A 23,791-nucleotide genomic window follows, 5' to 3' on the forward strand; every position below is an offset into this window, starting at 1 on the left:
CCCTGCTATGCAGGGGGTTCCGGAAAGCTTTTAGCTATGGACAATAAAAAAACTCCAAACGTACAATAAAGTCAGGTCTAGTCAACCGACTTCGTACGAAAGGAGCCACCATAAATGGATAACAAAAGTTTAGCACATACAACGTGGAATTGTAAGTATCATATCGTCTTTGCGCCAAAGTATAGAAGGCAGATTATTTATAGTCAAATTAAAGCAGATGTTGGAAGAATATTGCGCCAATTATGTGAAAGAAAAGATGTAGAAATCATAGAGGCAACAGCCTGTCCTGACCACATTCATATGTTGGTAAGTATTCCACCGAAATTGAGTGTATCTGCGTTCATGGGTTATTTAAAAGGGAAGAGTAGTCTAATGATTTTCGACCGACATGCGAATTTAAAGTATAAATACGGTAATCGTCAATTCTGGTGTCGAGGATACTATGTGGACACAGTCGGCCGAAATAAGAAAAAGATACAAGAGTATATAAAAAATCAATTACAAGAAGATATCCTGCAAGATCAAATGACGATGAAAGAATTCATTGACCCATTCACAGGAGAAGAAATCAAGAGAAAGAAAAAATAAGTAAGCCGCTTTAGCGGTTTGTGTGAAAACGGAGTGCGGTTGGCAGACCATTCAGAATGTCTTTAGACATGGGCCAGTACCCCAGCGTTTCACGCGCAGAGCAAACCACCAGTTATACTGGTGGTTCTGATTTGAAGTTGCATATGATATAAACAGAAGGAATATTTGTGATAAAAGGCGTAAATTGCGGTTTTTTCTATGATAATATAGTATTTTCTTTTATAATGAATATGTATTCATTTCATTTGCCGTCATTATAATTAAAACAGGCAAATACATAACAGGGGATGGTGTAACATGAAAGCAAACTATATTGAAGATTTTCAAGAGTGGGAAAAGGATTTTTCCTTTTATAGTGAGGTACGTGTACGTTTTTCAGAGACAGACATGTTTGGTCATATGAACAATACCGTTAGCTTTACATATTTTGAGCAAGCAAGAATTGATTATTTCCATCATTTAGGTATTTTAATGCCTTCAGCAGTTAATGAGGATGTGGAGGCTATACCGATAGTGGCCGATTTACAATGTGATTATGTGAAGCAGGTCTTCTTTGATGATGTTCTCCGAATTTACACAAAGATCGCGAAAGTTGGAAATTCATCACTGGACATTCATTATCTTGCTAAAAATCAAAAGAATGAAATTTGCTTCACTGGTCGTGGAACAATTGTGCAAATGGATCCTCGAACAGGCAAGAGTGTGCCGATTTCTGAGGAAGATAGGACGAAATTCATTCAATTGGCGATTCTTCCTCATTAGTTTATAGTGTAATTATATGAAAGTTTATTGAAAAAGTAGGAATTGCATTTTACATAAAATTTATGAATGTATCGATGTAATTTTCGAAATTTTTAAGGAAACATGGAATAATCATGCAAATAGCCGTCACCGCTTCCAGCCCCTTAACATAAGTTACAATACGTGCGGGGGAGGAGGGTGTAACTGAATGAATGGCTCTCATCATCGTTCTCTTTTAACAAACCGAGAACGTGAAATATTTGCGCTTTTATTAGCTGAAAAAACAACGAGAGATATTGCAGAGCAGCTTGGTATTAGTGAAAAAACAGTGCGGAATCACATTTCCAATACAATTCAAAAGCTAGGTGTAACGAATCGATCTCAGGCGTTAATTGAGCTGTTACGCTTGGAAGAATTTAAATTAGACTAATGGACACTTGCTATTTCGTGAAAAAAACGACAAAATAGAACTATTCAACGTATTTTTAGGAGTGAAATAGTTATATGTCGGATGAAGTAACAAAGCACTCACCTGAAACCGTTGCAACGGTTGAAAAGGAATTACGCTATATAGCGGCCATCGTGAAGCAAAAGGGAAGAGAAATTGTTTCCGACTATGCGATAACGCCGCCACAATTTGTTGCATTACAGTGGTTAGAAGAGCTTGGTGATATTACAATTGGCGAATTATCAAACCGTTTATATTTAGCCTTTAGCACAACAACAGATTTAGTGGATCGAATGGAGAAAAATGAATTAGTCAAGCGTGTGCGTGATGAAAATGATCGCCGTGTTGTTGTCGTTCATCTTCTCGAAAAGGGCGAACGTATTATTCAAGAAGTTATTGAAAAAAGGCAGCAATACTTGCAGGAGATGCTTGTTGGTTTTAATGAACAAGAAGTCGCGCAATTATCAAGCTATTTAGAAAAACTACATGTACACATGAAACAGGATTGAGGCGGAAAGTATGAATGCCCCGATAGGCGTTATTGACTCAGGAGTAGGCGGTTTAACCGTAGCAAAAGAAATCATGAAGCGATTGCCAAACGAAACGATCTATTATATTGGCGATACAGCAAGATGTCCGTATGGTCCAAGAAGTCGTCAGGAAGTACGGAATTTCACTTGGCAAATGGCAAAAGCACTCGAAAAAATGAATATTAAGATGCTCGTTATTGCTTGTAATACAGCGACTGCAGTAGCACTCGAAAGTTTACAAAGAAATATGCCTTTTCCGGTACTAGGCGTTATTAATGCTGGCGCACGTGCAGCTGTAAAAAAGACGAAGCGACATGAAGTCGTTGTGCTTGCAACAGAAGGAACAATTAAAAGTGGGGCGTATGAAGAAGCCTTATTATCACTTAATACGTCAACACATATTATCCCACTAGCATGTCCAACATTCGTACCACTTGTAGAAAGTGGCGAATACAAAGGTGACTTTGCAAATAAGTTAATAGCTGAAGGCTTAAAGCCGTTGAAAAATCGACAATTTGATACGGTTATTTTAGGGTGTACACATTACCCTATTTTACAAAAACAAATTGAAGCTGTTGTCGGAGGAGATGTGAATGTGTTATCTTCTGCGGAGGAAACAGCAAAAGATGTTCAAGAAATGTTAGCGTATAACGGCACTTTAGCAAATGCTGATGCGGTGCCTGCCCATAAATTTTTTGCATCTGGTTCTGTTCCAATTTTCCGTTCAATCGCTGAGAATTGGCTGGAGCAAGGTACTCTTGACATAAAACGTATGACATTAAAATAAAAAATCAGCTTAGCAACAGGCTAGGCTGATTTTTGCCGTTTTTTTAGCTATGTACATAAACGTCCGAGTACTTTTTTGATGGCACAAATTGTGATAAGATGAGGGCGCGAAAGTTTTTAGGAGGAACGAATGATATGACAAGATTTGATGGAAGAAATGAAGACGGGCTACGACCTGTAAAAATGGATACAGAGTATCTATTACACCCAGAAGGCTCCGTATTAATTCAAGTAGGTAATACAAAAGTAATTTGCACAGCAACAATTGAAGACAAAGTACCTGGCTTTTTACGTGGCCAAGGGAAAGGATGGATCACAGCCGAGTACTCAATGCTTCCTCGTGCAACCGCTCAACGTACACCACGTGAATCCTCACGAGGAAAAGTCAATGGCCGTACGATGGAAATTCAACGCTTAATTGGGCGTGCATTACGTGCTGTTGTCGATTTAGAAGCCCTTGGAGAACGCACTGTATGGATTGACTGTGATGTTATTCAAGCTGATGGTGGCACTCGTACAGCATCTATTACAGGAGCATTTGTTGCAATGACACAGGCAATTGCTAAGTTTGCTGAAGAAAAGCCATTTGAGAAGTTCCCAGTAACAGACTTTTTAGCGGCAACAAGTGTTGGCATTGTAGAAGAACAAGGTGCCATTCTTGATTTAAATTATGTAGAAGATGTGGCTGCTGCTGTTGATATGAATATTGTGATGACAGGCACAGGGCGATTTGTTGAAATACAGGGTACAGGTGAGGAAGCTACCTTTTCTCGTGAAGAACTGAATGAATTGTTAGCATTGGGTGAAAAAGGCATTCAGCAATTAGTAAATCTTCAAAAAACAACGCTTGGTGAACTGGCCAACAAAGTCGGAGGGAATCAATAATTATGAAACAAGTAGTCATCGCCACAAAAAATAAAGGAAAAGCAAAAGATTTTGAAGCATTATTTGGTCCACTAGGTTATGAAGTAGTGACAATGTTTGAAGTAGCACCAGAAATGGAAATAGAAGAAACTGGTACAACATTTGAAGAAAATGCAATCTTAAAAGCAGAAGCGTTGGCGAAGGAACTTGGCACAATTGTGATTGCAGATGATAGTGGCTTAGCAGTGGATGCATTAAATGGTGAGCCAGGCGTGTATTCTGCCCGCTATGCTGGCGATCATGACGACGAAGCAAACATGGTAAAATTGTTAGCTAATTTACATGGTGTCGAAGATGACAAACGTACTGCCCGTTTTTGCTGCTGCATTGCAATTGCAGGACCTGATTTTGTAACGACAACGGTATTCGGCACATGTGAAGGGGTTATTGCACATGAAAAACGTGGAACGAATGGATTTGGCTATGATCCAATCTTTTTCGTACCAAGCTTAAATCGTATGATGGCTGAGCTTTCACCAGAGGAAAAAGGCTCTATTTCTCACCGTGGCAATGCCATTCGCAAGTTAAAGGAACAATTACCGAATCTTATAAAATAAGAGGTGATATCCATGAAAATACTTGTTATGAGCGATACACATGGTGATAGCCATGTCATCGAAAAGGTTAAAGGTTTTTATCCTGAAATAGATGTTGTCATTCATTGTGGAGATAGTGAACTTCCTTTCTCACATGAGGCATTAAAAGGCGTGAAAAAAGTAAGAGGAAACTGTGATCGTGAAACAGCTTTCCCCGAAGAGGAAATTTTCACAGTCAATGATGTTAAAATTTTTGTGACGCATGGCCATTTATTCAATGTGAAAAATTCCATCTTATCATTAACCTATCGGGCCAAAGAGGTGGACGCACAAATCGTATGCTTTGGTCACTCTCATATCCTTGGTGCCGAAATGATTGATGATATTTTATTTTTAAATCCTGGAAGCTTATTAAAACCACGTGGTCGTAAAGAGAAAAGCTTTGCGGTTGTGGAAATCACTGCAACCTCTTTTAAAGTCGCTTGCTTGACAGATGATCATCAAAGTATTGCGACTCATATTTTTCAACGAAATTAACATAAAATAAAAATCCGCATAACATTAAAGTTATGTGGATTTTTATGTAGGCTTTCTAGTGGTAAATTTGACTAGGAATGATTAATGTTGAAATTGCAAAAATAAATCAAAAGGCAATAAAGGAGAAAACATGGAAAAGACAATTGGCTGGCATTTTGATAATAGTTATGTTCGACTACCAAGTATTATGTATTCCGATATTTCGTTAAATCCTGTTCGTTCACCAAAGCTAGTTTTGTTAAATGAAGCTGTTGCAGTGTCACTTGGATTAGATGCTCAAGCTTTACAGAGGGAAGAAGGAGTCGCTATCTTAGCTGGCAATAAAATCCCAGAAGGTGGCGAACCAATTGCACAAGCCTATGCAGGGCATCAATTTGGTCATTTTAATATGTTGGGTGATGGTAGAGCACTTTTATATGGAGAACATATAACACCTCAACAGGAACGGTATGATATCGCACTAAAAGGTTCTGGTAGAACACCTTATTCTCGTGGTGGAGATGGACGAGCTGCGTTAGGGCCAATGCTAAGGGAGTACATCATGAGTGAGGCGATGTTTGCGTTAGGGATTCCCACATCACGTAGTCTTGCAGTAGTGGCTACAGGTGAAATGATTATGCGAGAAACTGAATTACCAGGAGCAATTGTCACGCGAGTTGCCAGCAGTCATTTGCGAGTAGGGACCTTTCAATATGCCGCACAATGGGGAACAGATGAAGAGCTCCAACGCTTGGCTGACTATGCATTAGAACGTCATTTCTCAGCTGATACTGGCACTCAAAATCGATATCTTTATTTGCTAAAGGAAGTCATGAAGAAGCAGGCATCCTTAATAGCACAGTGGCAGTTAGTGGGCTTTATTCATGGAGTCATGAACACAGATAATATGACCATTAGCGGTGAAACCATTGATTATGGTCCTTGCGCTTTCATGGACACCTATGATCCCGCGACTGTATTTAGCTCTATTGATCGGCAAGGTCGTTATGCTTATGGAAATCAGCCCAACATTGGTGGCTGGAATTTAACACGCTTAGCTGAGACGTTACTCCCTTTCATTCACGATGATCAAGAAGAAGCTATTCAATTGGCACAAGACACGCTACAACAATATCCTCACTTCTACGTTGAAAATTGGTTAAAGGGGATGCGCGCAAAGCTAGGTATTTTTAATGAAGAGCAAGAAGATGTCCAGCTTATTGAAGGGCTTCTACAGCTTATGCAACAATACGAAGCAGATTATACGAATACGTTTATCGCTTTAACCTTTGAGCAAATGGAAGATACCCCATTAATGAATGCATCAGCGTTTCAAGAATGGCATCAAAAATGGACGGAGCGATTAGCGAGACAGCAGCAAACGAAAGAAATGTCACAACAATTAATGCGTCAACATAATCCTGCTGTTATTCCTCGCAATCACAGGGTAGAAGAAGCTTTAGAAGCAGCTGTAGAACGAGACGACTATCGTGTTATGAATAATTTATTAAAAGTCCTTGCTCAGCCTTATGCCCATACGAAAGAGCAACAAGAATATGCTGCATTACCTGAACCGTCTAATCAACCATATCGTACTTTTTGTGGCACATGAGTAAAAACGAGAGACATTCATTCTCTCGTTTTTTATTGTATATAGGCACTCTACAGAATCCGATCGCATACTCTATGTATGAATAAAGATAAAGGAGAATGGGGTCGGTGCATAAATTTTCAAAAGGTTGGTTTGTCAAAGAGTTACGAGCTCATGGGATAATGGTTCATCCTCAATTTAAAAACCATTTAGGCTTATTTAAAGAATCTGAATTACGAAATTTATATTATCGGTATGTTGAAATAGAATATGCTGAGCAAGATCAATAGTCCAGTTGTTTGAATAACTCCTTTCTAGGAAAAGCTAGTAGTTAGAAAGGAGTTTTTCTATGTGGATGATGACACAGACATGGCAAGATGTTCTATTTTTACACTGGCCCATAGACCCCAAAGAGTTAGAAAAACATCTACCTGAGGAACTAAAACTTGATCTCTTTGAACAAAATGCTTGGCTAAGTGCTGTCCTTTTTAAAGTTCATCGACATCGACTACGATTTCTACCAACCATTCCTGGAATGAATATCTATTTACAATTGAATGTCCGAACATATGTAGAGTATAACGGCATGAAAGGCATCTATTTTTTTCATTTAGATGTCACGAATTATTTCGTGTCAAAAATCACGGCATTAGGTAGTTTACCATACCGCTTCTCCAAAATCTTAGCAAAACAAAGAGAAAATCACTTTTCATATACAAGCCATTACAAAGCCTGTGACGAAAGATTAAGGGTTACTTATACAATAGAAGATCACACGAATACTAATTTTGACCAATGGATTGTAGAACGTTATCATTCATGGGCCAAGTGGAAGGATACCCTTTTTCGAATTGATATCCACCACTCACCATGGGAAATACAGCGGGCAAGCGCAACGATTCACAGTAATACATTAGCTTCTTTTATGAAGGGGAATTTTCAGGGAACGCAGCCTATTGCTCATTTTGCTAAAAACAAAGTAGCGAAAGTTTTTCCACCAGTAGTTGAACGCAAATAAATGGGATTTTTACATTAAAAAAGATAACAAAGTTGCATCACAATGGCGCCAGCAATCATATCTGACATGGCTAGAGCTTCTGCTTCAATTTCATCAAAAACGTCTATATCAGCTTGATAATCTTTCTGGATCATCGTCACGGCTTCATTTTTCGTTAAAGCTAAATGCGTATAAAACATTTTTTGGACAGCCTCTCTACTTAAGTAAGGATTAATCGTATGCAAAAATAGCGCAATATCATCTGCATTGCGATACCATTCCTTCTCTTTTGCTTCCGCTGTGGTAGCATCTCCTTTAGAAGCAGCTGTCACTAATTGAGCAGCCAGCAGCAGATGTTCTTTAATTAATGCTGTATATCGATCTGCTATAGAGTCGCCGTAAAAGGGACGTAGACAATTTCCTAAATCAGTCGCATTTCGTAACAGACGCTGCTGCACAAAAGGAAGATCAGGTAAATTGAAGACAATGCTAATAATCGTCATTCGCGTCCAATTGACATGCTCCATCCAAAGTAAGCGATTCATCGCCATAAAATCAGCTTCGGCTTTACTGATACAGCGCCGGTAATCATGTGAATGTAAAAAGTGACGAATCGGTGCCGTATATTGAGTAGAGGGGGCTTGATACAGCTGGCTTAATGAAAACCCATTTGAATAGGGGTACAAGGCTTCACTCCTTCTTGTTCTTTCTCCTACAGTAGCATACTCTAAGGAAACTCTGGGTATGAAGAACAAGTAAGGAAGAGCAAATGACAAAACTACTCTTCATACATCATTTTCTTTGTCATGCCGCCATCGACCGTAAGATTAATGCCTGTCACAAAATTATTTACGGGGTTTGTTAAATAGAGACAAGCCTGTGCGATATCTTCAGGCACACCAACCCTTCCTGATAAATGCTGTACATGATCGACTGGTCGAAGTGCCTCATAATCGCCTGTTTCAATCCAGCCAGGCGAAATACAATTCACCGTGATTTGATCAGGACCTAAAGACCGCGCTAAAGCATGTGTTAACGCCACAATACCACCTTTTGTAGCCGCGTAGGCTTCCGTATTAGGTTCTGACATCTCAGCCCGTGTAGATGCTAACGAAACAATCGAACCACCTTTCACATTGTGCCTCATCACCTTCGCAGCCTCTCTGGCACAGAAAAAGGCACTCGTTAAATTTGTGTGTAGTAGATGATTCCACTCCTCAAACGTCACATCATAAGGAGAGATATGCTGAAACTGCCCAGCATTATTAATTAAAATATGAATAGTCCCATATTGCTCAACAGCTCGTTGCATTAACTGAACGATATCCTGTTCCTTCGTTACATCTGTTTGAACAAATAAAACAGCGTAGCCTTGTGCAAGCATATCCTGTTCTAATTGTTGACCTAAACCGTCATTTAAATCAGCAATTACCACCTTTGCGCCATGCCGTGCATATGCAAGCACTATCCCTTTGCCAATCCCTTGTGCGCCACCTGTAACAACAACGACCGAATCCTTAAACATCTACATACCTCCCAATTTTTTATCGCCAATAGTGTAGCAAATATTTTCATATTCGTCTTCTTGAGAGGAGTAAGACATGGTATAATCGAAGCTGTGGCAACATATGATGAACAATATGAGGCAAACCTTGCCTACATAGTAAAATTAATGTTGACATTATGCCATAAAGTACATATAATAAGTATTGTCCTTCCTATGAAATACATAGAAATGACACCATGTCTCAGTAGCTCAGCTGGATAGAGCAACGGCCTTCTAAGCCGTCGGTCGGGGGTTCGAATCCCTCCTGGGACGTCAATAACAAATCAAAGGTTAATTTTTAACCAAATTGAAAAGCGCTTGAAACCTTATGAACAATAGGTTTTGAGCGCTTTTTTTGTTTATATTAATATTTTTAAGAATCGCATAGAATAACATATAAAAAATAAATTAGGTAAACAAAATGTAAACATGGTGAACAAAGAAATTAAAATGGAACAGACGAATTGATAAAAGATCCTACAGTTAAAGATCGTTATACAAAAGAATTTGTTTCGTTTAAAGAAGGACAAAGAGTTAGGGTTGCAATTCAAAAAGGGAGTTCATGGTCAGGGTCATATTCAAAGTATGATTGGATTATAGTATCAATGTTCCCTGTATTTTAAATTTATGTTACAATCTATATTATGGAAATTTTTAAAGAAAGTGACTATGGGATGGGAAATAATAAAATTATACAAAATGTGAAACAAACTATTTCTGGGATTGAAATTGGGTATTTTACCACTGCCAAGAGTTATATTTACGATGAATATTTTAAATATTTTAATGATGAGGATCAAGAAACTAAAAAATATGCATTACTACTTTTTACATGCATGTTAGGTAACTGGTATAATAAATCGACTTTTGTCTTTAAACCTGAAAAGGAACGTTTACAATATAACAATGAAAAAGGAGCAAAATTTTTTAATTTTGAGGACTATATAACTTCATTGTTAGATAACTATCAAAATATTAAACGAGAATTTCCTTATATGTTTGAAATTATTGTTGTTTATTTACTTCTGATAGAGAAAGATAAACATTTGAGTTATGAAGAATGGTTTCCGGAAATTAATCCAGAAATATTTAAAGAACTCAGGGAGGAAATTTTAATTCCCAACAGAAATTTGGTCAATGATTGCCATCCAATAAAATATTTATTTAGAGAAGTTGGAATAAAACCTTTTTTCAAAGGTGATTTTTTTTAATGAATAAATACTAAAGCCACATTCAAAAAAGAGTGTGGTTTTTATTTTGTTAACTCATAAAAATAAATAAGTAAGAAAATGAATTTCTTAATACTAGGAAAGTTCGCAAAAAAACAGTGTGAATTGATCAAAAGCGTTGATTACTTCCATCCTATTTGTCCCATGATATGGATAGATGGGGGGTGTTGGTTAATGGATTATGAATATACTGTAAAGTTTTACTTTGAAGAAAGTCGTGAAGAAGAATATAAAATCAAGACAAATATTGGACAAGAAACTTTTGCAGAAGAAATTACTAATGGATTCAATGAGAAGTCCTGGTATTCATTTACTGAAACAGAAAATTATAAAACGGTATTAATTAATACTAAAAATGTTTATAAGGTATCAGTAGTGCAAGACACTGTAGAATTTGATTAATCATAATAAGTCACATCCAAAGGTAGTGACCTTTTAATGTTAAAGTTTTAGTTATGCAGCTAATTGGCTGGCATGAGTTCGGTAATTTACTGGGCTTAAGCCAGCCAGTTTTTGTTTTAATTCGTTCATTATTATAGTAATCGATAAACTTCTCTATTTTCTTTTTTAACGCTTCATAGGAGATTCATTCTTCCACGTCATATATTTCTTGTTTGAGTAAATCAAAGAAGTTCTCCATTGCGGCATTGTCTGCACAAGTTGTTTTACGAGATATGCTTTGGAAAATCTTGTTTTGTTTTAATGTTTGCACCCACGAATTATGTTGATAATGCCACGCTTGATCTGAGTGAATGGTCGTATGGTATTTTACACGTTCATGAATGATTAGGAGCACTAACCCATCACAAAATCGAGTGTCGGGCATTTTGATATGCTAAAGCAATAATCTCACCATTATATAAATCCAGTATTAGGCTTTTTCGTCTATATGTCTGTTACGACTTTTTGAAGGGTATACGGTACTGACACGACGGTTTAAACGTTCCCAAACAGTGCCTTTATATAATTTATAGCGTGATTTGCGTACGAATTTCTCACATTTGAAGGAATTAAAGAGAAGGAATCCTAACTATATATGAAGAAGTAGTAACTTGTTGAGATGACTCAATCATTTTTAATTAAGGAGGAACTTTTTTGCAATTACTTTTTAAATATAATTGGATGGTAAGAGAAGACTGGTTTCGTTGGTGCGACGAGTTGAGTGAAGAAGAGCTTTTGCAAAACCGACCTGGTGGAATGGGAAGTATATTACATACACTTTTCCATATAATTGATGTCGAATGGAGTTGGATACGACTTTTACAAGGTAAAACTGATTTTCAGGAGAGTTTTGAGGAATATAATAGCTTGGAAAAGGTTCGTAAATTGGAAGCTGAATTTCATTTAGAAGTAGAAAACTTTGTAAACCAATGGGATGACAGTATGGAAGAGCGTTTACTCCATAATACATTGGCAGATGGAAGGATTGAGACGCATACATGGGGTGAAGTCATTCGCCATACGATTGTACATGAAATCCATCATATAGGACAGTTATCAATTTGGGCTAGAGAGATGGGAAGAGAGCCTATCTCTGCAAACCTAATTAGACGGGGTCTCTCTTCATCATTGAAGGGTTAGAGGTAGGGACCAAATAAATATAAATAGATGGAAAGATTTAATAAGCTTTTAATATACCGATTGATAAAAAGCTATAAAAATAGGTTTTAGATAGAGGAAAATGAAAACATAGTAATGGATAGAAAAAGTAAAAATAGCTTTGATATCAGACACTCTCGCATGAGGGTGTTTTTTTATTGATAGGAGTAAAAAATGTAGAAATATGAAAATAATCATAGAATTACCTCGATTATCCATGTATATTTGTGGAGAAGGGAGTTTGAATAAATGAAAAAATTGCTTATTTTACCACTTATTTTGCTACTAGGTATTTTGTTAGTAGCTTGTAGCCAAGGTGATGAGAGTGGTAAGAAAAAAGAAGGTGCTGAAAAAGCATCAGAAGAAACATTAAAAGTGGATAAAGGACTTTTAAATGTTGAAGTTACCATACCGGCTACACTTTACAAGGGACAAGACATAGATTCTATTATTTCGGAGGCAAAAAATAGTGGAATTAAGGAAGTTATTAAGAATGATGATGGATCTTTAACTTATAAAATGTCTAAATCCGAGCACAAAAAAATGATGAAGGAATTAAAAGAAAGAATAGTAAAAAGTGTAGAAGAACTTAAAACAAGTGAAGATTTTGCTTCTATAAATGATGTGGCTTATAACAAATCTTTTTCTGAGTTTACACTCACAGTAAATAAGGAAAAGTTTGAAGGTAGTTTCGATGCACTGGCATCCTTTGGGCTTGCTTTAGCAGGCATGTACTACCAATTATTTAACGGTGCAGACGTTGAACATTATAAAGTCACAGTATATATTAAAGATGAATCAAATGGAGAAGTATTTGATACTATGGTTTATCCAGATGAATTAAATGAAAATAACGATAAGTAACTTGAAGAGCACCTAATATACAGGAGGAGTTGTCATGAAAAAGCTAGGATTATTATTATTGGTGTCTATTTTATTGGTAGCTTGTGGTCAAAGTGATAAAAACAGCAGTTCAGATAACAAAACAAAAGAGTCTGTTGAGAAAAATGCAGAGGAAGAAGTTAAGGCATCTGAAAATAATGAAGAAAATGAACCAGAGGTAGAGGAAGTTCTGACGATTACTAAAGGTAATGTATTAGTAGTTGATAATTATGCAGAAATCACAATTAACAACAATATTTTTGGTAAACAAATTTCACCACCAAATCCAAGTTCTGTGTATACATATTACAAAAATGAAGAGGAGGGGGAAGTATACTTAGATACAATTATTTTAGTAAAAAGTTTACTAACAACAGGTCAAACATCTAATGAATTTGTAGATGTAAAAATTATTTATGATGGAAAATACGAATACAAGACTTTCTCAACAATAGAAAATCGAGGTGGATCAGATTTCACGTTTACAAATATTACATCAATTGAACCTCTGAAAAATGGTACACTACATTTTTTAGCTTCCGTTCCAGAACAAGTAGAGCAGGATGGGAAGCCGCTTAAAGCGATAATTACTGTAAAAGGGAAAACGTATGAACAAATAATTAGATAGCTATTTATTGTATTAAGCACTCCTATTTGGGTGCTTTTTACTATGTTAAAAAGAGACAGCAACTATTCGAACAGTAATCCAAATCGACGATCGTTTGAGCCAGCCATGAGAGTAATACAAGGCTGTTCAACTTATCTTTATATCTCCTAAAATAGGAAGCAATCAAGCTTCAAGGTAGCTACAGTTACCTCAAAAGTATCTAATAGTATAGTTTTGTTCGGCACACAACTCTCCGACAAGGAGGATAAAAAACATTTAGCGTGAAGCCATCTAGATGGTAATAAATCTTCTTCAAATAACATAGTAGTCATTTTAAATATCGTTTGCTACGTTCATGAGAAAACAATATGTGTAGACGAATATGCTTTGTTAAGATTAATAACATATTAAAAAAGTTTGCTAAGGTATAGTGAAAAATTTACTTGTTTAAAATAAGTTCATTCTTTGGGAAAGTAGCTTAGCTATATTTATAAATGCAATGTAGATGTCATATTTTCTTTTCCTAGTTATTTAGCTTTATTGCAAGGACATTTTTTTAATTTGATTTATATTATTAACACTTAAAATGATTATTTTGTATTGAGTGGAATTTCCTAATTATGATACCATATAGATTAATACATATATGGAGGAATTATTATGGAAAAGAGTAAAATAAAGTTATTATTACTATGTTTATTGTATATTTTAATTCTATCAGCATGTAATCAGAAAGAAGAGCGTGTTGATAAATCAGGTGAGAATGAACAAGAAAAAGTAGAGACTTTACATCAAGAGGAAAAAGCAGTAACAACAAATCAAGATAATTTAGCTATCGAGAAAGCTTCCACTAATGAAGAGACTGATGAAGACAATCATTTAAATACATCTTTGACAGTAGTTTTAGAAGATGTTATTCCTAGAGATCCTAGTACTGATAATAATGTCTATGGATATGAATTAAATTTTATTATGAAATATATAAATCACACAGATAAAGACATTAAAGGATTTTTAGCAGAAACATATTTTTATGATATGTTCGGCGAGTTAGTATACAAGTCAGTAATGAAATATGAATGGGATGTTATTCCTGCAAATGGTTCTACAAACTTTAATACTGCTGTTGATTTAAATCAATTCAATGATGTAGATATGCGCTTTTATAATTTACCATTTGAGAATATGACTTTTAACTATAAAATTAAATCCATAATCTTTACGGATGGAACAAGTATATAAAGCCTTACAATATGTTTATAAGATAACTTTAATTATCAAATAGTTTTTACATTCTTGCTTCTTGATTAAATAACTATTTATATAAATTAGCAAAAGTGTGTCGTTAATCGATAACACGAATCTGGATTTTTTTATAATATAATCCCATCACTACTGAAGGAGTAACGAAGATAAGCTTTACCAAATTCAGTTGAGAATAGATAAGTATACCCTTTCCATTCTCGCTCCTTACTAGATTACAGCAAGCAGTCTATAAAGCTTGGTTTGACAAAAAATGAACTGATTAAAGGAAAGCTAGAAGGTTTAAGATTATTTTTCGCAATTTCAATCATAGATGCAGTATCGCCAGACTACTTGAATAAAAAAACCCCCATAAAAGTTTAAATTAGTATCTGACTTTTATGGGGTTAGTTCATATGATTCTCTGTTTTTGGAAGGGAATTACTCCATTATTATTAATTAATTGCTTGTAATGAGTCTAACCCTTCTTTAAGATATACAAAACTTTTATATTTTATTACATTACTATCTACCGCCATCAAAGAATTTAAATATCTCTTTAATTCATTAATATAAGCACTTGTAAAATCGAATAAATCGAAAGTATGTACCCATTCATTATTACCAGATAATTGACTGTAGTTCGTAATAATGAGATTATGACCTTTCTTTTCAAAGCTAATAATATTAGCGTTTCCAAATGGGTCTAATTTTTGTACTTCATTTGTTTGATGAAGTCGTATTAATAACTCATTTAATTCAATTACAATAGTACTGTGCATAGTTGTAGAAAAGAGTAATTCTTCGACATCTCCATCACTAACTAATACTTCTAAATAACTATCGAAATAGTAATCATAACCAAGATCCTCGTTTTTTAAAACAAATATATCTTCATCGACATTAAATTTTATTCGCATGTAGTGCTCTCCTCTAATTATCTTTTAGTGATGACTGATTTCCCACTGGTTGGGTAAGAAGTTTTTATAACATAATTATCTGTCACAACTGTTGTCATTTCATCAATACCATATTTATTAGGTTTATATTTATATACCATAGTACCATCTTTTGGATTAACACTTGCTAATTGTCCTTTTTCTAGAGACTCCATAATTAAATTTTTAATTTTCGCCTCACCAAGGTGTTTTGGAAAAAGTGTTGTCCCTTTTGTAGCAGCAGTTCCTGACACATGTCTTTTATCAATATGTTGCCATCCAGTCTTAGAATTTCCATCCATTAAGATTCCTCTGCTATTAAACTTTTGAACTTTCCCTAATCCTGCTAATGCATTTACCTCATCCTTTTTACCGGATTTCTTCAATAAACTATAGATTTTCCCCGATTTTACGACTTTACCTGCTGGAAATAAAGAAATGATAGCAAGATTTATTTATGATGAAAAGCGAAAAATGAAAAACAGGCGACTTTATTTGCCATCTGTTCTATTTTTCTCTGCCATCTTTCAATATAAAACTTTCCTCGAATTGTGCATCTGGAATTTCTATCATTTTATTCAATTATATCTAGCTTATTGGTTATATTGAACTAACGAAAATTGAAGTGAGAACAATAGCATTTCCTTAAAAAAGACGCCTAGTCCGATGAAAAGCTGGGAAAAGAACTGGCTTTTTCCCTAATTGTGAACTAACAAAATTTGACGAGGCAAGTTTTATAATGACATCAACAAGATGTTCTCACCATAACAAAAGGGTCACCAGCTGGAGGTGACCCTTTTGTTATGGTGCTGTAACGACATGATCGATAGTTGCCAATAATGAAGGCACTAGCTTATATTCGTTTTCTTACAGTGAAAGATGATTCATATTAATATTCTTTTTGCACGAAAGTTGCGCCTACAATAATTAAAAGAATAAATAGAACAACAATTAAAACGAATGTGGAACTATTATTTTTACCGTAGTCCATGCAATAACCTCCGCCATAGTCTTGACCAAAGCCTTGACTATAGCCTCCGTAACAACAATTAAAACCGCCTGTGTTTCCAAAGTATCCCATTGTGACCTCTCCTTTCTTCAATTTATTGTATGTGGGGATATTGAAAGGAGAGGGGTATTCGTCTAATTGATTATTCTATATTGACCCAATCCAGAATTGTAGCTAGTGTTTTAGCTTAAATGAAGCGGTGATGCTTTTATAAAAAAATAAATGTCAAGTTTCAAAAACGCCGCTTTTATTATTATTTGGTGTTATTGCAATATGGGCGAACCAACTTACCATTCATCGTTCAATTCATAAGACTACCCATTCTTTTTGCCTTTTTAATTTGCGCAGGTGAAAGTCTTCTGTCATCTCCTCAGCATTACGAATAGAATCTTAAAAAGTATAGAGGTGACCTTTCCTGTTTGGACCTACCATTTAATTTTCAACCTACAATGAAAATAGATGGATAAAATTCTTATCTATCATTTAAATGTGTGAAATATATCCATTGATTGTGACGAACTATCCTTCTTTTCTTCATCGAAAATGTAGGCGTTATCTAGATTTTCTTTTTTGTAGCAATGAGTGTAAACCCTAGTGAAAAATAGAGGAAACTTGCCACAATGGTGCTATACAACAATATCGTAATAGAAGTGGGAGCCCAAACTTTGATAAATGTCCAATTTAGGCCACCGAGTAAAATAGTGGGCGTAAAAAATATCGCGGCCAGTAGTGTAGTAGCGAGTACAAAATGTACAGATAAAAGGAATATTCTTTTGTAATTTAATTTTGCCAAACCACGTTGCTTGTTATAGAGGCTTTGAATATTTTTAAATAATAGGTAACAGAAGAAAATACTAATTGCGATGACGATAGCACTTATAATTGTTACAATTTTATCTAGCTTTTGATAGCTACTAACATGTTGATTTTGAATCGTTTTGCCTTCCCATAAATCCATGACCCCTTGTCCAATCGCTGTTGTAAAACTTGTATTCATATTGGCTAAAATAGCTACGCCTATTTGTTCATCTGGTTGCATGATGAAATATGAAGTAAAGGTTGGATTTTCACCAGCATGGTAAATATATGGTTTATTGTCCTTTTCAACAACTGCCCAACCGTTTGCATAAAAAGTATTCGTATCAAAAGGCTCCACTGTTTGATCGGGAATATGGGATTCTTGAATGAGATTGTTACTGAGTGAATAGATTTCGCTGTTTCCTAACTGTAATTTCAACCATCTCGCTATATCATTGGCGTTACTGATGATATAGCCAGCAGGGATATTCCCACTGTAGACAGGTGGTATATATGCCTGCTCTCTCATAAGGCCAATTTTATAACCAGAAGCCATATTACTAGATTGTACTTGATGAACCCCTACAAAAGATTGATCCATGTTAATAGGTTGTAAAATATTTTGCTGGATATATTGATCAAATGGCTGTTTCGAAACATGCTCAATAATTAGTCCTAAGACATCATAATTAATCGTTGCATATTCAAAGGAGCTACCTGGTTTGCGATTTAATGGATGATCCAGTAATGTTTTGACCGTTAGCTCAAGGGCGTTATCAGCCGTGCTTTCTGGAATACGAGTAATTGAATTAGAGGGAATTCCGCTTGTATGTGACAATAACTGCTGAATTGTCATGACCTGTTCCTCCCCTTTATAGGCTAATGATAACCAAGGGATATATTTTTGAACATTATCAGAGCGTTTTAACAAACCTTGATTTTCTAATTGCAGAATAGCAAGCGCCGTAAATGCTTTAGAGGTGGAGCCTAGCTCAAAAAGGGTATGAGAAGTGACAGGCGTTTTTGTTTTCATATCTGCAAAACCAAAGCCCTTTTGATATACCGTTTTCCCTTTATCAACAATGATTACCGAAAGGCCTGGGATTTCGCTAATGGTTTGCTGTTCCTCAATAAATTGATCAATTTTCCTAATTGTATCATTTGATGCAGCCTGTACTAATTTGGGTATCAAAATATAAAAGATCAATATTACAGCAATCATCATCGATTTTTTCATTAATCGTGTCATGTTGTTTTCTCCTTAGAATGAAATATATTTGTTACAACATGGATTACTATAACAACCAAAATATGGTCAAACCATCGATTAGCATGACTATTCGAGGGATAACATGACAATTTTGTCACATCAGAAAACTCAAAAAGGGCTACTCCTATATCAATAGGAGAGCCCCAATAAAATTTATTTAGTTTGCTCTGGAAGTAAATCTTGCCCATTAATTATGAGTTTAGATGCAGAGATGAGAATATCTTTATTGGCCTCATAATAAGGATCTAAAATTTTATAGAAGGCTTCCCATTGCTCACCAGCTTTTTCTTCTTCCCCATCTTTCTCAAGGGTAACAGCTTTTTCATAGTGTTGTTTTAATTTTGTGTAATCCGATTGACTAATTTCGAATTCAATATCAGCCATATATTCTTCAAAGGAAATTTGTTCATATTTAAAATGTGAGTTCAACTTTTCGTAGAATTGATCCCAAAGCTTCATTGATAACTCTTCGTTTTTATCTTTATCTGCTTTTTGAGCTTCATCATAGATAGATTTTAACTCTGTGAGTTCCTCTTTTGTCAAATCTACTTCCATGTCCGCCATGTATTGCTCAAACGTTAGTGGCGGATACAGCTCTTGGTGATACGGCTCAAGGATCGTGTAAATTTTATCTATTTTTTCTTGTGCCATTTCCGTTTTATCTTCTTTTGTGAATTTTATCCATTCTGTATAAAGAGTTTTCAACTGCTCTTTATCTTGAGCTTTAATAACAATGTTCTTTTCAGTAAATGCTGCTTCATTGATAAATTCTTCAAACGGCTCAGGTTGCCAGTTTGCTAATTCATAGGGTCTTGTGATGTTATCCATCGCTTGATAGAGACGTTCCATTTCCTCATAATTCTCTTCTTTTCCTGCTTTTTTCATGTCATGAAAGAGTTTTTCTAATTGGATTAACTCTTCTTTCGTTACGCCCTTAGGTAGTGATTTTTTGTACACATCAAAGGTATAGAAGTCCGAGTAATCCTCTATAATGCTACCTTCAACTGAAATTTCCTGTCCTTCCACTAGCTTCAATTGCTCGATTTGCTGATCAGAGAATTTGTGTAACCCAATATAATAATTTTTGCCATCTGTACCTTTGATAGTAAGGCCATCACCACCAAAATATTTAACGGTACCTTGTATTTTTTGTTCTATTTGCATTATGACATTATTTGTTGTTTCCACAGATGTTGCACCAGCTTGCAGCGGTGTTAATACAGCCATTCCTAGTGTTAGTGCTGAAGCCAGTAGCCATGTTTTTTTAACAGGTTTTTTCATGTTTATCAATTCTCCTTTAGGTTAACTTGTGTTACCAATAATTAGACGTTTTACCAATTGAAAAGGTTTTATCTTTTTTAAAAATTTTTAAAGAAATCAAAAGAGCGGAGTTCAAGACATGCCCTCTCTTTTTTAGTACCCGATTGCTTTGAAAAATAGCCATTATTTACAGTACAACTTACACAAAAGATTGGGTCTTATTTAGATTGAAGGAAGGAGTATATGTACAAGGACATGACGAAAGTGTTTTCTATAGGGAGAAAGAGAACTGAACGTTACTATTCTGCAAGGGGAGGAGCGTTTTCCGTTACGACCTAGTACGTCCTTGGAATTGCACGAGTAACGAAGGCATTAGTGCAGAGTATGATGGTTTTAGCTTTGTGCTCCTAATTGTTAGCTTTAGGAGCACCTTCTGATGAACATCAATTGAATTCTAATGTTTAAAATGTTCCACTACTACTGACTATAGTGAAAGTCTACCGATTCCAGTGGGTAAGCGAGCCTTTTTGAGACCCTGCACGTAGAGATAGCGAAGGAAGTAGCTTAACGCCAATCCACAGGAAAGCGGGTAGTCTGAAATGGGAATGATTATTTTTTATCTGTTTATGTTAAATCAGCTTTCATAAAAAGTGAATGCCCTTTCTACTGTTCATCCTGGAAATAGATTTTATAGAATTTACGATTCGTTGCCTCATCATAGCCAACTTCAATCAGCTCATCTATTTGATCGATATGTTGAATATTTACTTGTATTTCAATGTTGGCATCCAGTTTGATTTTACGTTTATACTTCTTCTCAGCCTTTTCTAAAGCACTGTCCGAAATGACTGTTTCATAGGGTTTGACTGAGTTGATGATGATATCTTTTTGGCTAGCATCTGCTTGCTCAAATACGGTGTCGATATAATGGTTTACTTGAAACTCCTCTTCATTTCTAAAATAATCTAGTGTTTTATTCAGAAGTCCCAGCTTCTCCGTGTTTGTATAATTTTCTTCCTTTAAGATGTATTTTTTACATTCAGCTAATGCTAAATCCGTTTTATGATAATGTTCATCTGCTGCTTTAATTTTTAAAAATCGTTCTTGCCAATAAACAATATCTTCTTTACGTTTCGTTTTCATAAACACAGCAGGTGCTTGATCTGGTCCCATATCAACAATGATAGCCATATTATTTATTTTCTTGACGTTAATACCATCAACGCCGTTGATAATCATTTGATTGTGGTCATTTTTTACATCTAAAAATATTTCTTTTTCATCAATTTTGACAATGGCAATAACTTTTTTAGCCTCATTCAATAGTAAACAATTTTCGAACAAACCAATAAACAGTTCACCGCTTTTGATGTTTGGATGTTGTGAGACACTATGTAAGTGCCTAGCCATATTTTGTGACTGTTCTAGAAAGTTACTGCTCTGTTCAAAAATAGCCTTAGAATACGTAAAAACTTCATTAAGCTCAATATTGGTTTCATGGAAAAATTCGTATTGCTGCTCCATATCTATTTTACTAAATGCAAGCTGTGTAAAGGCTGCTTCTAGCATGACTTCGGGTTGAGACAAGGCTTCTTCTCCTAAAATAAGTGTTTCGCTCACAAAATGTAGACTATATTGTGCTAATTTACTTTCACTGACTTCTAGCATAAATTTCACCTTCTAATTTTTCATAGTAGCTAGTATACCATATCCTATTTAATAGATTTCATTTATCCTAAACATTAAAGGTGGAAATAAGGCATGAGAGGGGAATGGGGAGTCCTGCTCATAACGCATGAAATCAATGTCGTTAAAGAAAATTGGATTTAGAAAGTAAGTAGAATCGATATTGAAGAATACTTAGGAAAGACAAGTCAACTTATCCAATACTACAACAATTTATTAATACCAGTTCTCAAATTATTTGAGGCTGGTTTTTTTATGACTATCAAAGATCAGATGTCTTGTTTTGTGAAGAATGTTGGGGATTAGAAGTTTAAAATGCCGTTGCTTAGATAATGCTAAAAACATGTAGGGATACTCTGTACGATTGTACTAAAGAGGGTGATCAATATGTGGGAAAAGGTGATTTCCTATGTGCCGCATTGGCAAGTTTTTTTTCAGGGCTTTTTAGCATTTTTCATTCCATATTTGATTTTCAAATTGTTTAATGGTTTTTTTATTGTCAAAAAGGGCAACGGCAAGATTGATATAAAAGAATATAGTGATCAAAGTGAGACGGTGCATAAACCTATTCAAAAAACGTTAGAGCAATTTACAGGTAATTACAGTGAAGATCTCTTACTAATGAGGAAAGAACTTGGTCATAATTGGGATATCCATTTCAGAGAATTTCACATTGGAAATACTGGTAATCGTGCAGCCATCGTTTTTCTTAAAGGGTTATGCGATAAAGAGCTGATTGACAAGCATATTTTAAAATCATTAATGAATGGACTTTCAGAAAGTTCCACGTTGATAAGAGGTTATGAATTACAACAATTGATTGCAAATGAAATCCTACCAGTGAGTGATCTTATAGATGAATCGAATGTCATGAATTCCGTGGGAAAAGTATTAACTGGCTCTACTGTATTAATTGTTGACGGTATACCGAGTGTATTTATCATTGGTACCGCACATGGAAAGACTCGAAATCTTGAGGAGCCTGTTTCTGAAGCATTGGTACGTGGACCAAGGGTGGGCTTCACGGAAAAATTAAGTGTCAATACTTCTTTATTGAGGCAACATGGTGAAAACCAACATTTATCTATTATTGAAATGGAAGTGGGGGAGCGAATAAAAAAACAGTTAGTCTTAGCCTATATAGATGAAATTGTGGAACCTGATCTCGTCAAAGAGGTGAGGAAACGGATTGAAACAATCAATTTGGATGATGTAGCTGAATCAGGTTATATTGAGCAATTGATTGAGGACAATTATCTTAGTCCGTTTACGCAAGTACAGAGTACCGAGCGTCCTGATCGTGTTGTTGCAGCTTTACTGGAAGGACGAGTTGCAATTCTATTAGACGGCACTCCCTTTGCTTTAATTGTACCTGTCACATTTAATATGTTATTGCAATCACCAGAAGATTATTATGAACGTTGGTTGCCTAGCTCTCTTATCCGTTTGCTTCGTTATTTTGCTGCAGGTATCACTTTATTTGGACCATCCTTGTATATTGCTTTTGTGTCGTTTCATCAGGGGTTAATTCCCACTAAACTAGCGTTGTCCATGATGGGGACAAGGCAAGGGGTACCCTTCCCAGCATTAATCGAAGCTCTCATTATGGAGGTTGCCATTGAAATACTACGAGAAGCGGGCCTTCGCTTGCCTAAGCCGATTGGTCCGACAATGGGAATTGTTGGGGGGCTTGTCATTGGAGAAGCAGCAGTACAGGCAGGAATTGTTAGTCCAATTATGGTTATTGTTGTTGCACTAACGGCGATTTCTTCCTTTGCTATTCCTCAATATAATGCTGGCATCACGCTACGAATGCTGCGATTTGTCTCAATGTTTTCTGCTGCTTTATTTGGACTATATGGCATCATCCTATTTTTCTTATTCCTTTGCAGTCATTTAGTGAAACTAAAGAGCTTCGGCGTACCATATCTTAGTCCTACTGTTCCGTATAGAGCAGGTGACTGGAAAGACTTTATGGTTCGTATGCCGTTCAGGGTGATGAAACATCGTCCGAGATTATTAAAGCCAAAAGATTCTATCCGCAAAGGGAAATAAGAGGAAAGGAGAA

At 35.6% G+C, this 23,791-nt stretch carries 26 protein-coding genes, 1 tRNA gene and 1 pseudogene; 19 read left to right on the forward strand and 9 right to left on the reverse strand.

All coding sequences use genetic code 11. The features are described 5' to 3' along the window. The first annotated feature begins 114 nt into the window (after positions 1-114). The 11 genes from tnpA to MHI34_RS14030 all read left to right on the forward strand — a co-directional run bounded on the left by tnpA (position 115) and on the right by MHI34_RS14030 (position 7,678). Positions 115-588, forward strand: a complete 474-nt coding sequence (gene tnpA / locus MHI34_RS13980) for an IS200/IS605 family transposase (protein WP_271912593.1) — start codon at positions 115-117, stop codon at positions 586-588. 297 nt (positions 589-885) lie between these two features. Continuing rightward, entirely contained in the window at positions 886-1,350 is a 465-nt protein-coding gene (locus MHI34_RS13985; protein ID WP_036128221.1) for a thioesterase family protein, read from the forward strand. 187 nt (positions 1,351-1,537) lie between these two features. After that, a complete protein-coding gene (locus tag MHI34_RS13990; RefSeq protein WP_004226437.1) occupies positions 1,538-1,759 on the forward strand; it encodes a LuxR C-terminal-related transcriptional regulator in 222 nt (73 codons plus the stop codon). Positions 1,760-1,833: 74 nt separating this feature from the next. Next, complete coding sequence (locus MHI34_RS13995) at positions 1,834-2,286, forward strand: MarR family transcriptional regulator (protein WP_016991542.1); 453 nt, start codon at positions 1,834-1,836, stop codon at positions 2,284-2,286. Between the two features lie 10 nt (positions 2,287-2,296). Then, positions 2,297-3,094: a glutamate racemase gene (gene racE / locus MHI34_RS14000; protein WP_036128218.1), complete on the forward strand. Its 798-nt coding sequence runs from the start codon at positions 2,297-2,299 to the stop codon at positions 3,092-3,094. Positions 3,095-3,228: 134 nt separating this feature from the next. After that, positions 3,229-3,978 carry a ribonuclease PH gene (gene rph, locus MHI34_RS14005; protein ID WP_036128216.1) on the forward strand — a complete coding sequence of 250 codons (750 nt, stop codon included), beginning with the start codon at positions 3,229-3,231 and terminating at the stop codon, positions 3,976-3,978. A gap of 2 nt (positions 3,979-3,980) precedes the next feature. Beyond that, positions 3,981-4,574, forward strand: a complete 594-nt coding sequence (locus MHI34_RS14010; RefSeq protein WP_036128214.1) for an XTP/dITP diphosphatase — start codon at positions 3,981-3,983, stop codon at positions 4,572-4,574. Positions 4,575-4,586: 12 nt separating this feature from the next. Continuing rightward, the gene (locus MHI34_RS14015; RefSeq protein WP_036128211.1) at positions 4,587-5,090 is read left to right on the forward strand and encodes a metallophosphoesterase; all 504 of its coding nucleotides are present in this window, start codon (positions 4,587-4,589) and stop codon (positions 5,088-5,090) included. A 130-nt stretch (positions 5,091-5,220) separates the two neighbouring features. After that, positions 5,221-6,681 (forward strand): YdiU family protein, encoded by a 1,461-nt coding sequence (locus MHI34_RS14020; protein WP_058844340.1) that lies wholly within the window; start codon positions 5,221-5,223, stop codon positions 6,679-6,681. A gap of 98 nt (positions 6,682-6,779) precedes the next feature. Then, complete coding sequence (locus MHI34_RS14025; protein ID WP_170829897.1) at positions 6,780-6,950, forward strand: DUF2639 domain-containing protein; 171 nt, start codon at positions 6,780-6,782, stop codon at positions 6,948-6,950. Positions 6,951-7,009: 59 nt separating this feature from the next. Next, entirely contained in the window at positions 7,010-7,678 is a 669-nt protein-coding gene (locus MHI34_RS14030; RefSeq protein WP_058844341.1) for a DUF2071 domain-containing protein, read from the forward strand. A 14-nt stretch (positions 7,679-7,692) separates the two neighbouring features. Here the strand turns inward: MHI34_RS14030 and MHI34_RS14035 are convergent, their stop codons facing one another. Together MHI34_RS14035 and MHI34_RS14040 are read right to left on the reverse strand one after the other, a co-directional pair. Then, positions 7,693-8,343, reverse strand: coding sequence for a hypothetical protein (locus tag MHI34_RS14035; RefSeq protein WP_342503550.1), 651 nt, complete (start codon positions 8,341-8,343; stop codon positions 7,693-7,695). A gap of 92 nt (positions 8,344-8,435) precedes the next feature. Then, on the reverse strand, positions 8,436-9,182 hold the full coding sequence (locus MHI34_RS14040) for a glucose 1-dehydrogenase (protein WP_058844342.1): 747 nt from the start codon (positions 9,180-9,182) through the stop codon (positions 8,436-8,438). Positions 9,183-9,402: 220 nt separating this feature from the next. On the opposite strand from MHI34_RS14040, the gene MHI34_RS14045 reads away from it, so the two are divergent. The 3 genes from MHI34_RS14045 to MHI34_RS14055 all read left to right on the forward strand — a co-directional run bounded on the left by MHI34_RS14045 (position 9,403) and on the right by MHI34_RS14055 (position 10,834). After that, a tRNA-Arg gene (locus tag MHI34_RS14045) sits at positions 9,403-9,476 on the forward strand. Between the two features lie 401 nt (positions 9,477-9,877). Continuing rightward, positions 9,878-10,414, forward strand: a complete 537-nt coding sequence (locus tag MHI34_RS14050; RefSeq protein WP_230593913.1) for a hypothetical protein — start codon at positions 9,878-9,880, stop codon at positions 10,412-10,414. Between the two features lie 192 nt (positions 10,415-10,606). After that, positions 10,607-10,834 (forward strand): hypothetical protein, encoded by a 228-nt coding sequence (locus MHI34_RS14055; protein WP_036125924.1) that lies wholly within the window; start codon positions 10,607-10,609, stop codon positions 10,832-10,834. Between the two features lie 51 nt (positions 10,835-10,885). Here MHI34_RS14055 and MHI34_RS14060 read toward each other — a convergent pair. Continuing rightward, positions 10,886-11,186 (reverse strand): annotated as a pseudogene (locus MHI34_RS14060) (IS3 family transposase); the annotation flags it as partial. 341 nt (positions 11,187-11,527) lie between these two features. Here MHI34_RS14060 and MHI34_RS14065 point away from each other — a divergent pair. The 4 genes from MHI34_RS14065 to MHI34_RS14080 all read left to right on the forward strand — a co-directional run bounded on the left by MHI34_RS14065 (position 11,528) and on the right by MHI34_RS14080 (position 14,762). Continuing rightward, complete coding sequence (locus tag MHI34_RS14065; RefSeq protein ID WP_342503551.1) at positions 11,528-12,013, forward strand: DinB family protein; 486 nt, start codon at positions 11,528-11,530, stop codon at positions 12,011-12,013. Between the two features lie 267 nt (positions 12,014-12,280). Continuing rightward, entirely contained in the window at positions 12,281-12,895 is a 615-nt protein-coding gene (locus MHI34_RS14070; protein WP_058844346.1) for a hypothetical protein, read from the forward strand. Positions 12,896-12,929: 34 nt separating this feature from the next. Next, entirely contained in the window at positions 12,930-13,541 is a 612-nt protein-coding gene (locus tag MHI34_RS14075; RefSeq protein ID WP_036124242.1) for a hypothetical protein, read from the forward strand. 639 nt (positions 13,542-14,180) lie between these two features. Next, entirely contained in the window at positions 14,181-14,762 is a 582-nt protein-coding gene (locus tag MHI34_RS14080) for a hypothetical protein (protein WP_342503552.1), read from the forward strand. 455 nt (positions 14,763-15,217) lie between these two features. Here MHI34_RS14080 and MHI34_RS14085 read toward each other — a convergent pair whose 3' ends face one another. The 6 genes from MHI34_RS14085 to MHI34_RS14110 form a co-directional block, all read right to left on the reverse strand. Further along, positions 15,218-15,682, reverse strand: a complete 465-nt coding sequence (locus MHI34_RS14085) for a hypothetical protein (RefSeq protein ID WP_036124246.1) — start codon at positions 15,680-15,682, stop codon at positions 15,218-15,220. 17 nt (positions 15,683-15,699) lie between these two features. Then, positions 15,700-16,086, reverse strand: coding sequence for a hypothetical protein (locus MHI34_RS14090; protein WP_340809288.1), 387 nt, complete (start codon positions 16,084-16,086; stop codon positions 15,700-15,702). 503 nt (positions 16,087-16,589) lie between these two features. Further along, on the reverse strand, positions 16,590-16,691 hold the full coding sequence (locus MHI34_RS14095) for a YjcZ family sporulation protein (protein WP_139149540.1): 102 nt from the start codon (positions 16,689-16,691) through the stop codon (positions 16,590-16,592). Positions 16,692-17,265: 574 nt separating this feature from the next. Further along, positions 17,266-18,756, reverse strand: a complete 1,491-nt coding sequence (locus tag MHI34_RS14100; protein ID WP_058844350.1) for a serine hydrolase domain-containing protein — start codon at positions 18,754-18,756, stop codon at positions 17,266-17,268. Positions 18,757-18,930: 174 nt separating this feature from the next. After that, positions 18,931-20,058 (reverse strand): hypothetical protein, encoded by a 1,128-nt coding sequence (locus tag MHI34_RS14105; RefSeq protein ID WP_036124253.1) that lies wholly within the window; start codon positions 20,056-20,058, stop codon positions 18,931-18,933. Between the two features lie 642 nt (positions 20,059-20,700). Then, positions 20,701-21,705, reverse strand: a complete 1,005-nt coding sequence (locus MHI34_RS14110) for a hypothetical protein (protein ID WP_058844351.1) — start codon at positions 21,703-21,705, stop codon at positions 20,701-20,703. A 405-nt stretch (positions 21,706-22,110) separates the two neighbouring features. On the opposite strand from MHI34_RS14110, the gene MHI34_RS14115 reads away from it, so the two are divergent. After that, the gene (locus MHI34_RS14115) at positions 22,111-23,778 is read left to right on the forward strand and encodes a spore germination protein (RefSeq protein WP_036124257.1); all 1,668 of its coding nucleotides are present in this window, start codon (positions 22,111-22,113) and stop codon (positions 23,776-23,778) included. Positions 23,779-23,791 lie beyond the last annotated feature (13 nt).

It is taken from the genome of Lysinibacillus sp. FSL L8-0126, from assembly GCF_038630385.1.
Classification (GTDB): Bacteria; Bacillota; Bacilli; order Bacillales_A; family Planococcaceae; genus Lysinibacillus; species Lysinibacillus fusiformis_D.

Coding starts and splice junctions, on each gene's coding strand:
- tnpA (WP_271912593.1), top strand. CDS start 115: ATGGATAACAAAAGTTTAGCACATACAACGTGGAATTGTAAGTATCAT.
- MHI34_RS13985 (WP_036128221.1), top strand. CDS start 886: ATGAAAGCAAACTATATTGAAGATTTTCAAGAGTGGGAAAAGGATTTT.
- MHI34_RS13990 (WP_004226437.1), top strand. CDS start 1,538: ATGAATGGCTCTCATCATCGTTCTCTTTTAACAAACCGAGAACGTGAA.
- MHI34_RS13995 (WP_016991542.1), top strand. CDS start 1,834: ATGTCGGATGAAGTAACAAAGCACTCACCTGAAACCGTTGCAACGGTT.
- racE (WP_036128218.1), top strand. CDS start 2,297: ATGAATGCCCCGATAGGCGTTATTGACTCAGGAGTAGGCGGTTTAACC.
- rph (WP_036128216.1), top strand. CDS start 3,229: ATGACAAGATTTGATGGAAGAAATGAAGACGGGCTACGACCTGTAAAA.
- MHI34_RS14010 (WP_036128214.1), top strand. CDS start 3,981: ATGAAACAAGTAGTCATCGCCACAAAAAATAAAGGAAAAGCAAAAGAT.
- MHI34_RS14015 (WP_036128211.1), top strand. CDS start 4,587: ATGAAAATACTTGTTATGAGCGATACACATGGTGATAGCCATGTCATC.
- MHI34_RS14020 (WP_058844340.1), top strand. CDS start 5,221: ATGGAAAAGACAATTGGCTGGCATTTTGATAATAGTTATGTTCGACTA.
- MHI34_RS14025 (WP_170829897.1), top strand. CDS start 6,780: ATGGGGTCGGTGCATAAATTTTCAAAAGGTTGGTTTGTCAAAGAGTTA.
- MHI34_RS14030 (WP_058844341.1), top strand. CDS start 7,010: ATGTGGATGATGACACAGACATGGCAAGATGTTCTATTTTTACACTGG.
- MHI34_RS14040 (WP_058844342.1), bottom strand. CDS start 9,182: ATGTTTAAGGATTCGGTCGTTGTTGTTACAGGTGGCGCACAAGGGATT.
- MHI34_RS14050 (WP_230593913.1), top strand. CDS start 9,878: ATGGGAAATAATAAAATTATACAAAATGTGAAACAAACTATTTCTGGG.
- MHI34_RS14055 (WP_036125924.1), top strand. CDS start 10,607: ATGGATTATGAATATACTGTAAAGTTTTACTTTGAAGAAAGTCGTGAA.
- MHI34_RS14070 (WP_058844346.1), top strand. CDS start 12,281: ATGAAAAAATTGCTTATTTTACCACTTATTTTGCTACTAGGTATTTTG.
- MHI34_RS14075 (WP_036124242.1), top strand. CDS start 12,930: ATGAAAAAGCTAGGATTATTATTATTGGTGTCTATTTTATTGGTAGCT.
- MHI34_RS14080 (WP_342503552.1), top strand. CDS start 14,181: ATGGAAAAGAGTAAAATAAAGTTATTATTACTATGTTTATTGTATATT.
- MHI34_RS14085 (WP_036124246.1), bottom strand. CDS start 15,682: ATGCGAATAAAATTTAATGTCGATGAAGATATATTTGTTTTAAAAAAC.
- MHI34_RS14095 (WP_139149540.1), bottom strand. CDS start 16,691: ATGGACTACGGTAAAAATAATAGTTCCACATTCGTTTTAATTGTTGTT.
- MHI34_RS14100 (WP_058844350.1), bottom strand. CDS start 18,756: ATGACACGATTAATGAAAAAATCGATGATGATTGCTGTAATATTGATC.
- MHI34_RS14105 (WP_036124253.1), bottom strand. CDS start 20,058: ATGAAAAAACCTGTTAAAAAAACATGGCTACTGGCTTCAGCACTAACA.
- MHI34_RS14110 (WP_058844351.1), bottom strand. CDS start 21,705: ATGCTAGAAGTCAGTGAAAGTAAATTAGCACAATATAGTCTACATTTT.
- MHI34_RS14115 (WP_036124257.1), top strand. CDS start 22,111: ATGTGGGAAAAGGTGATTTCCTATGTGCCGCATTGGCAAGTTTTTTTT.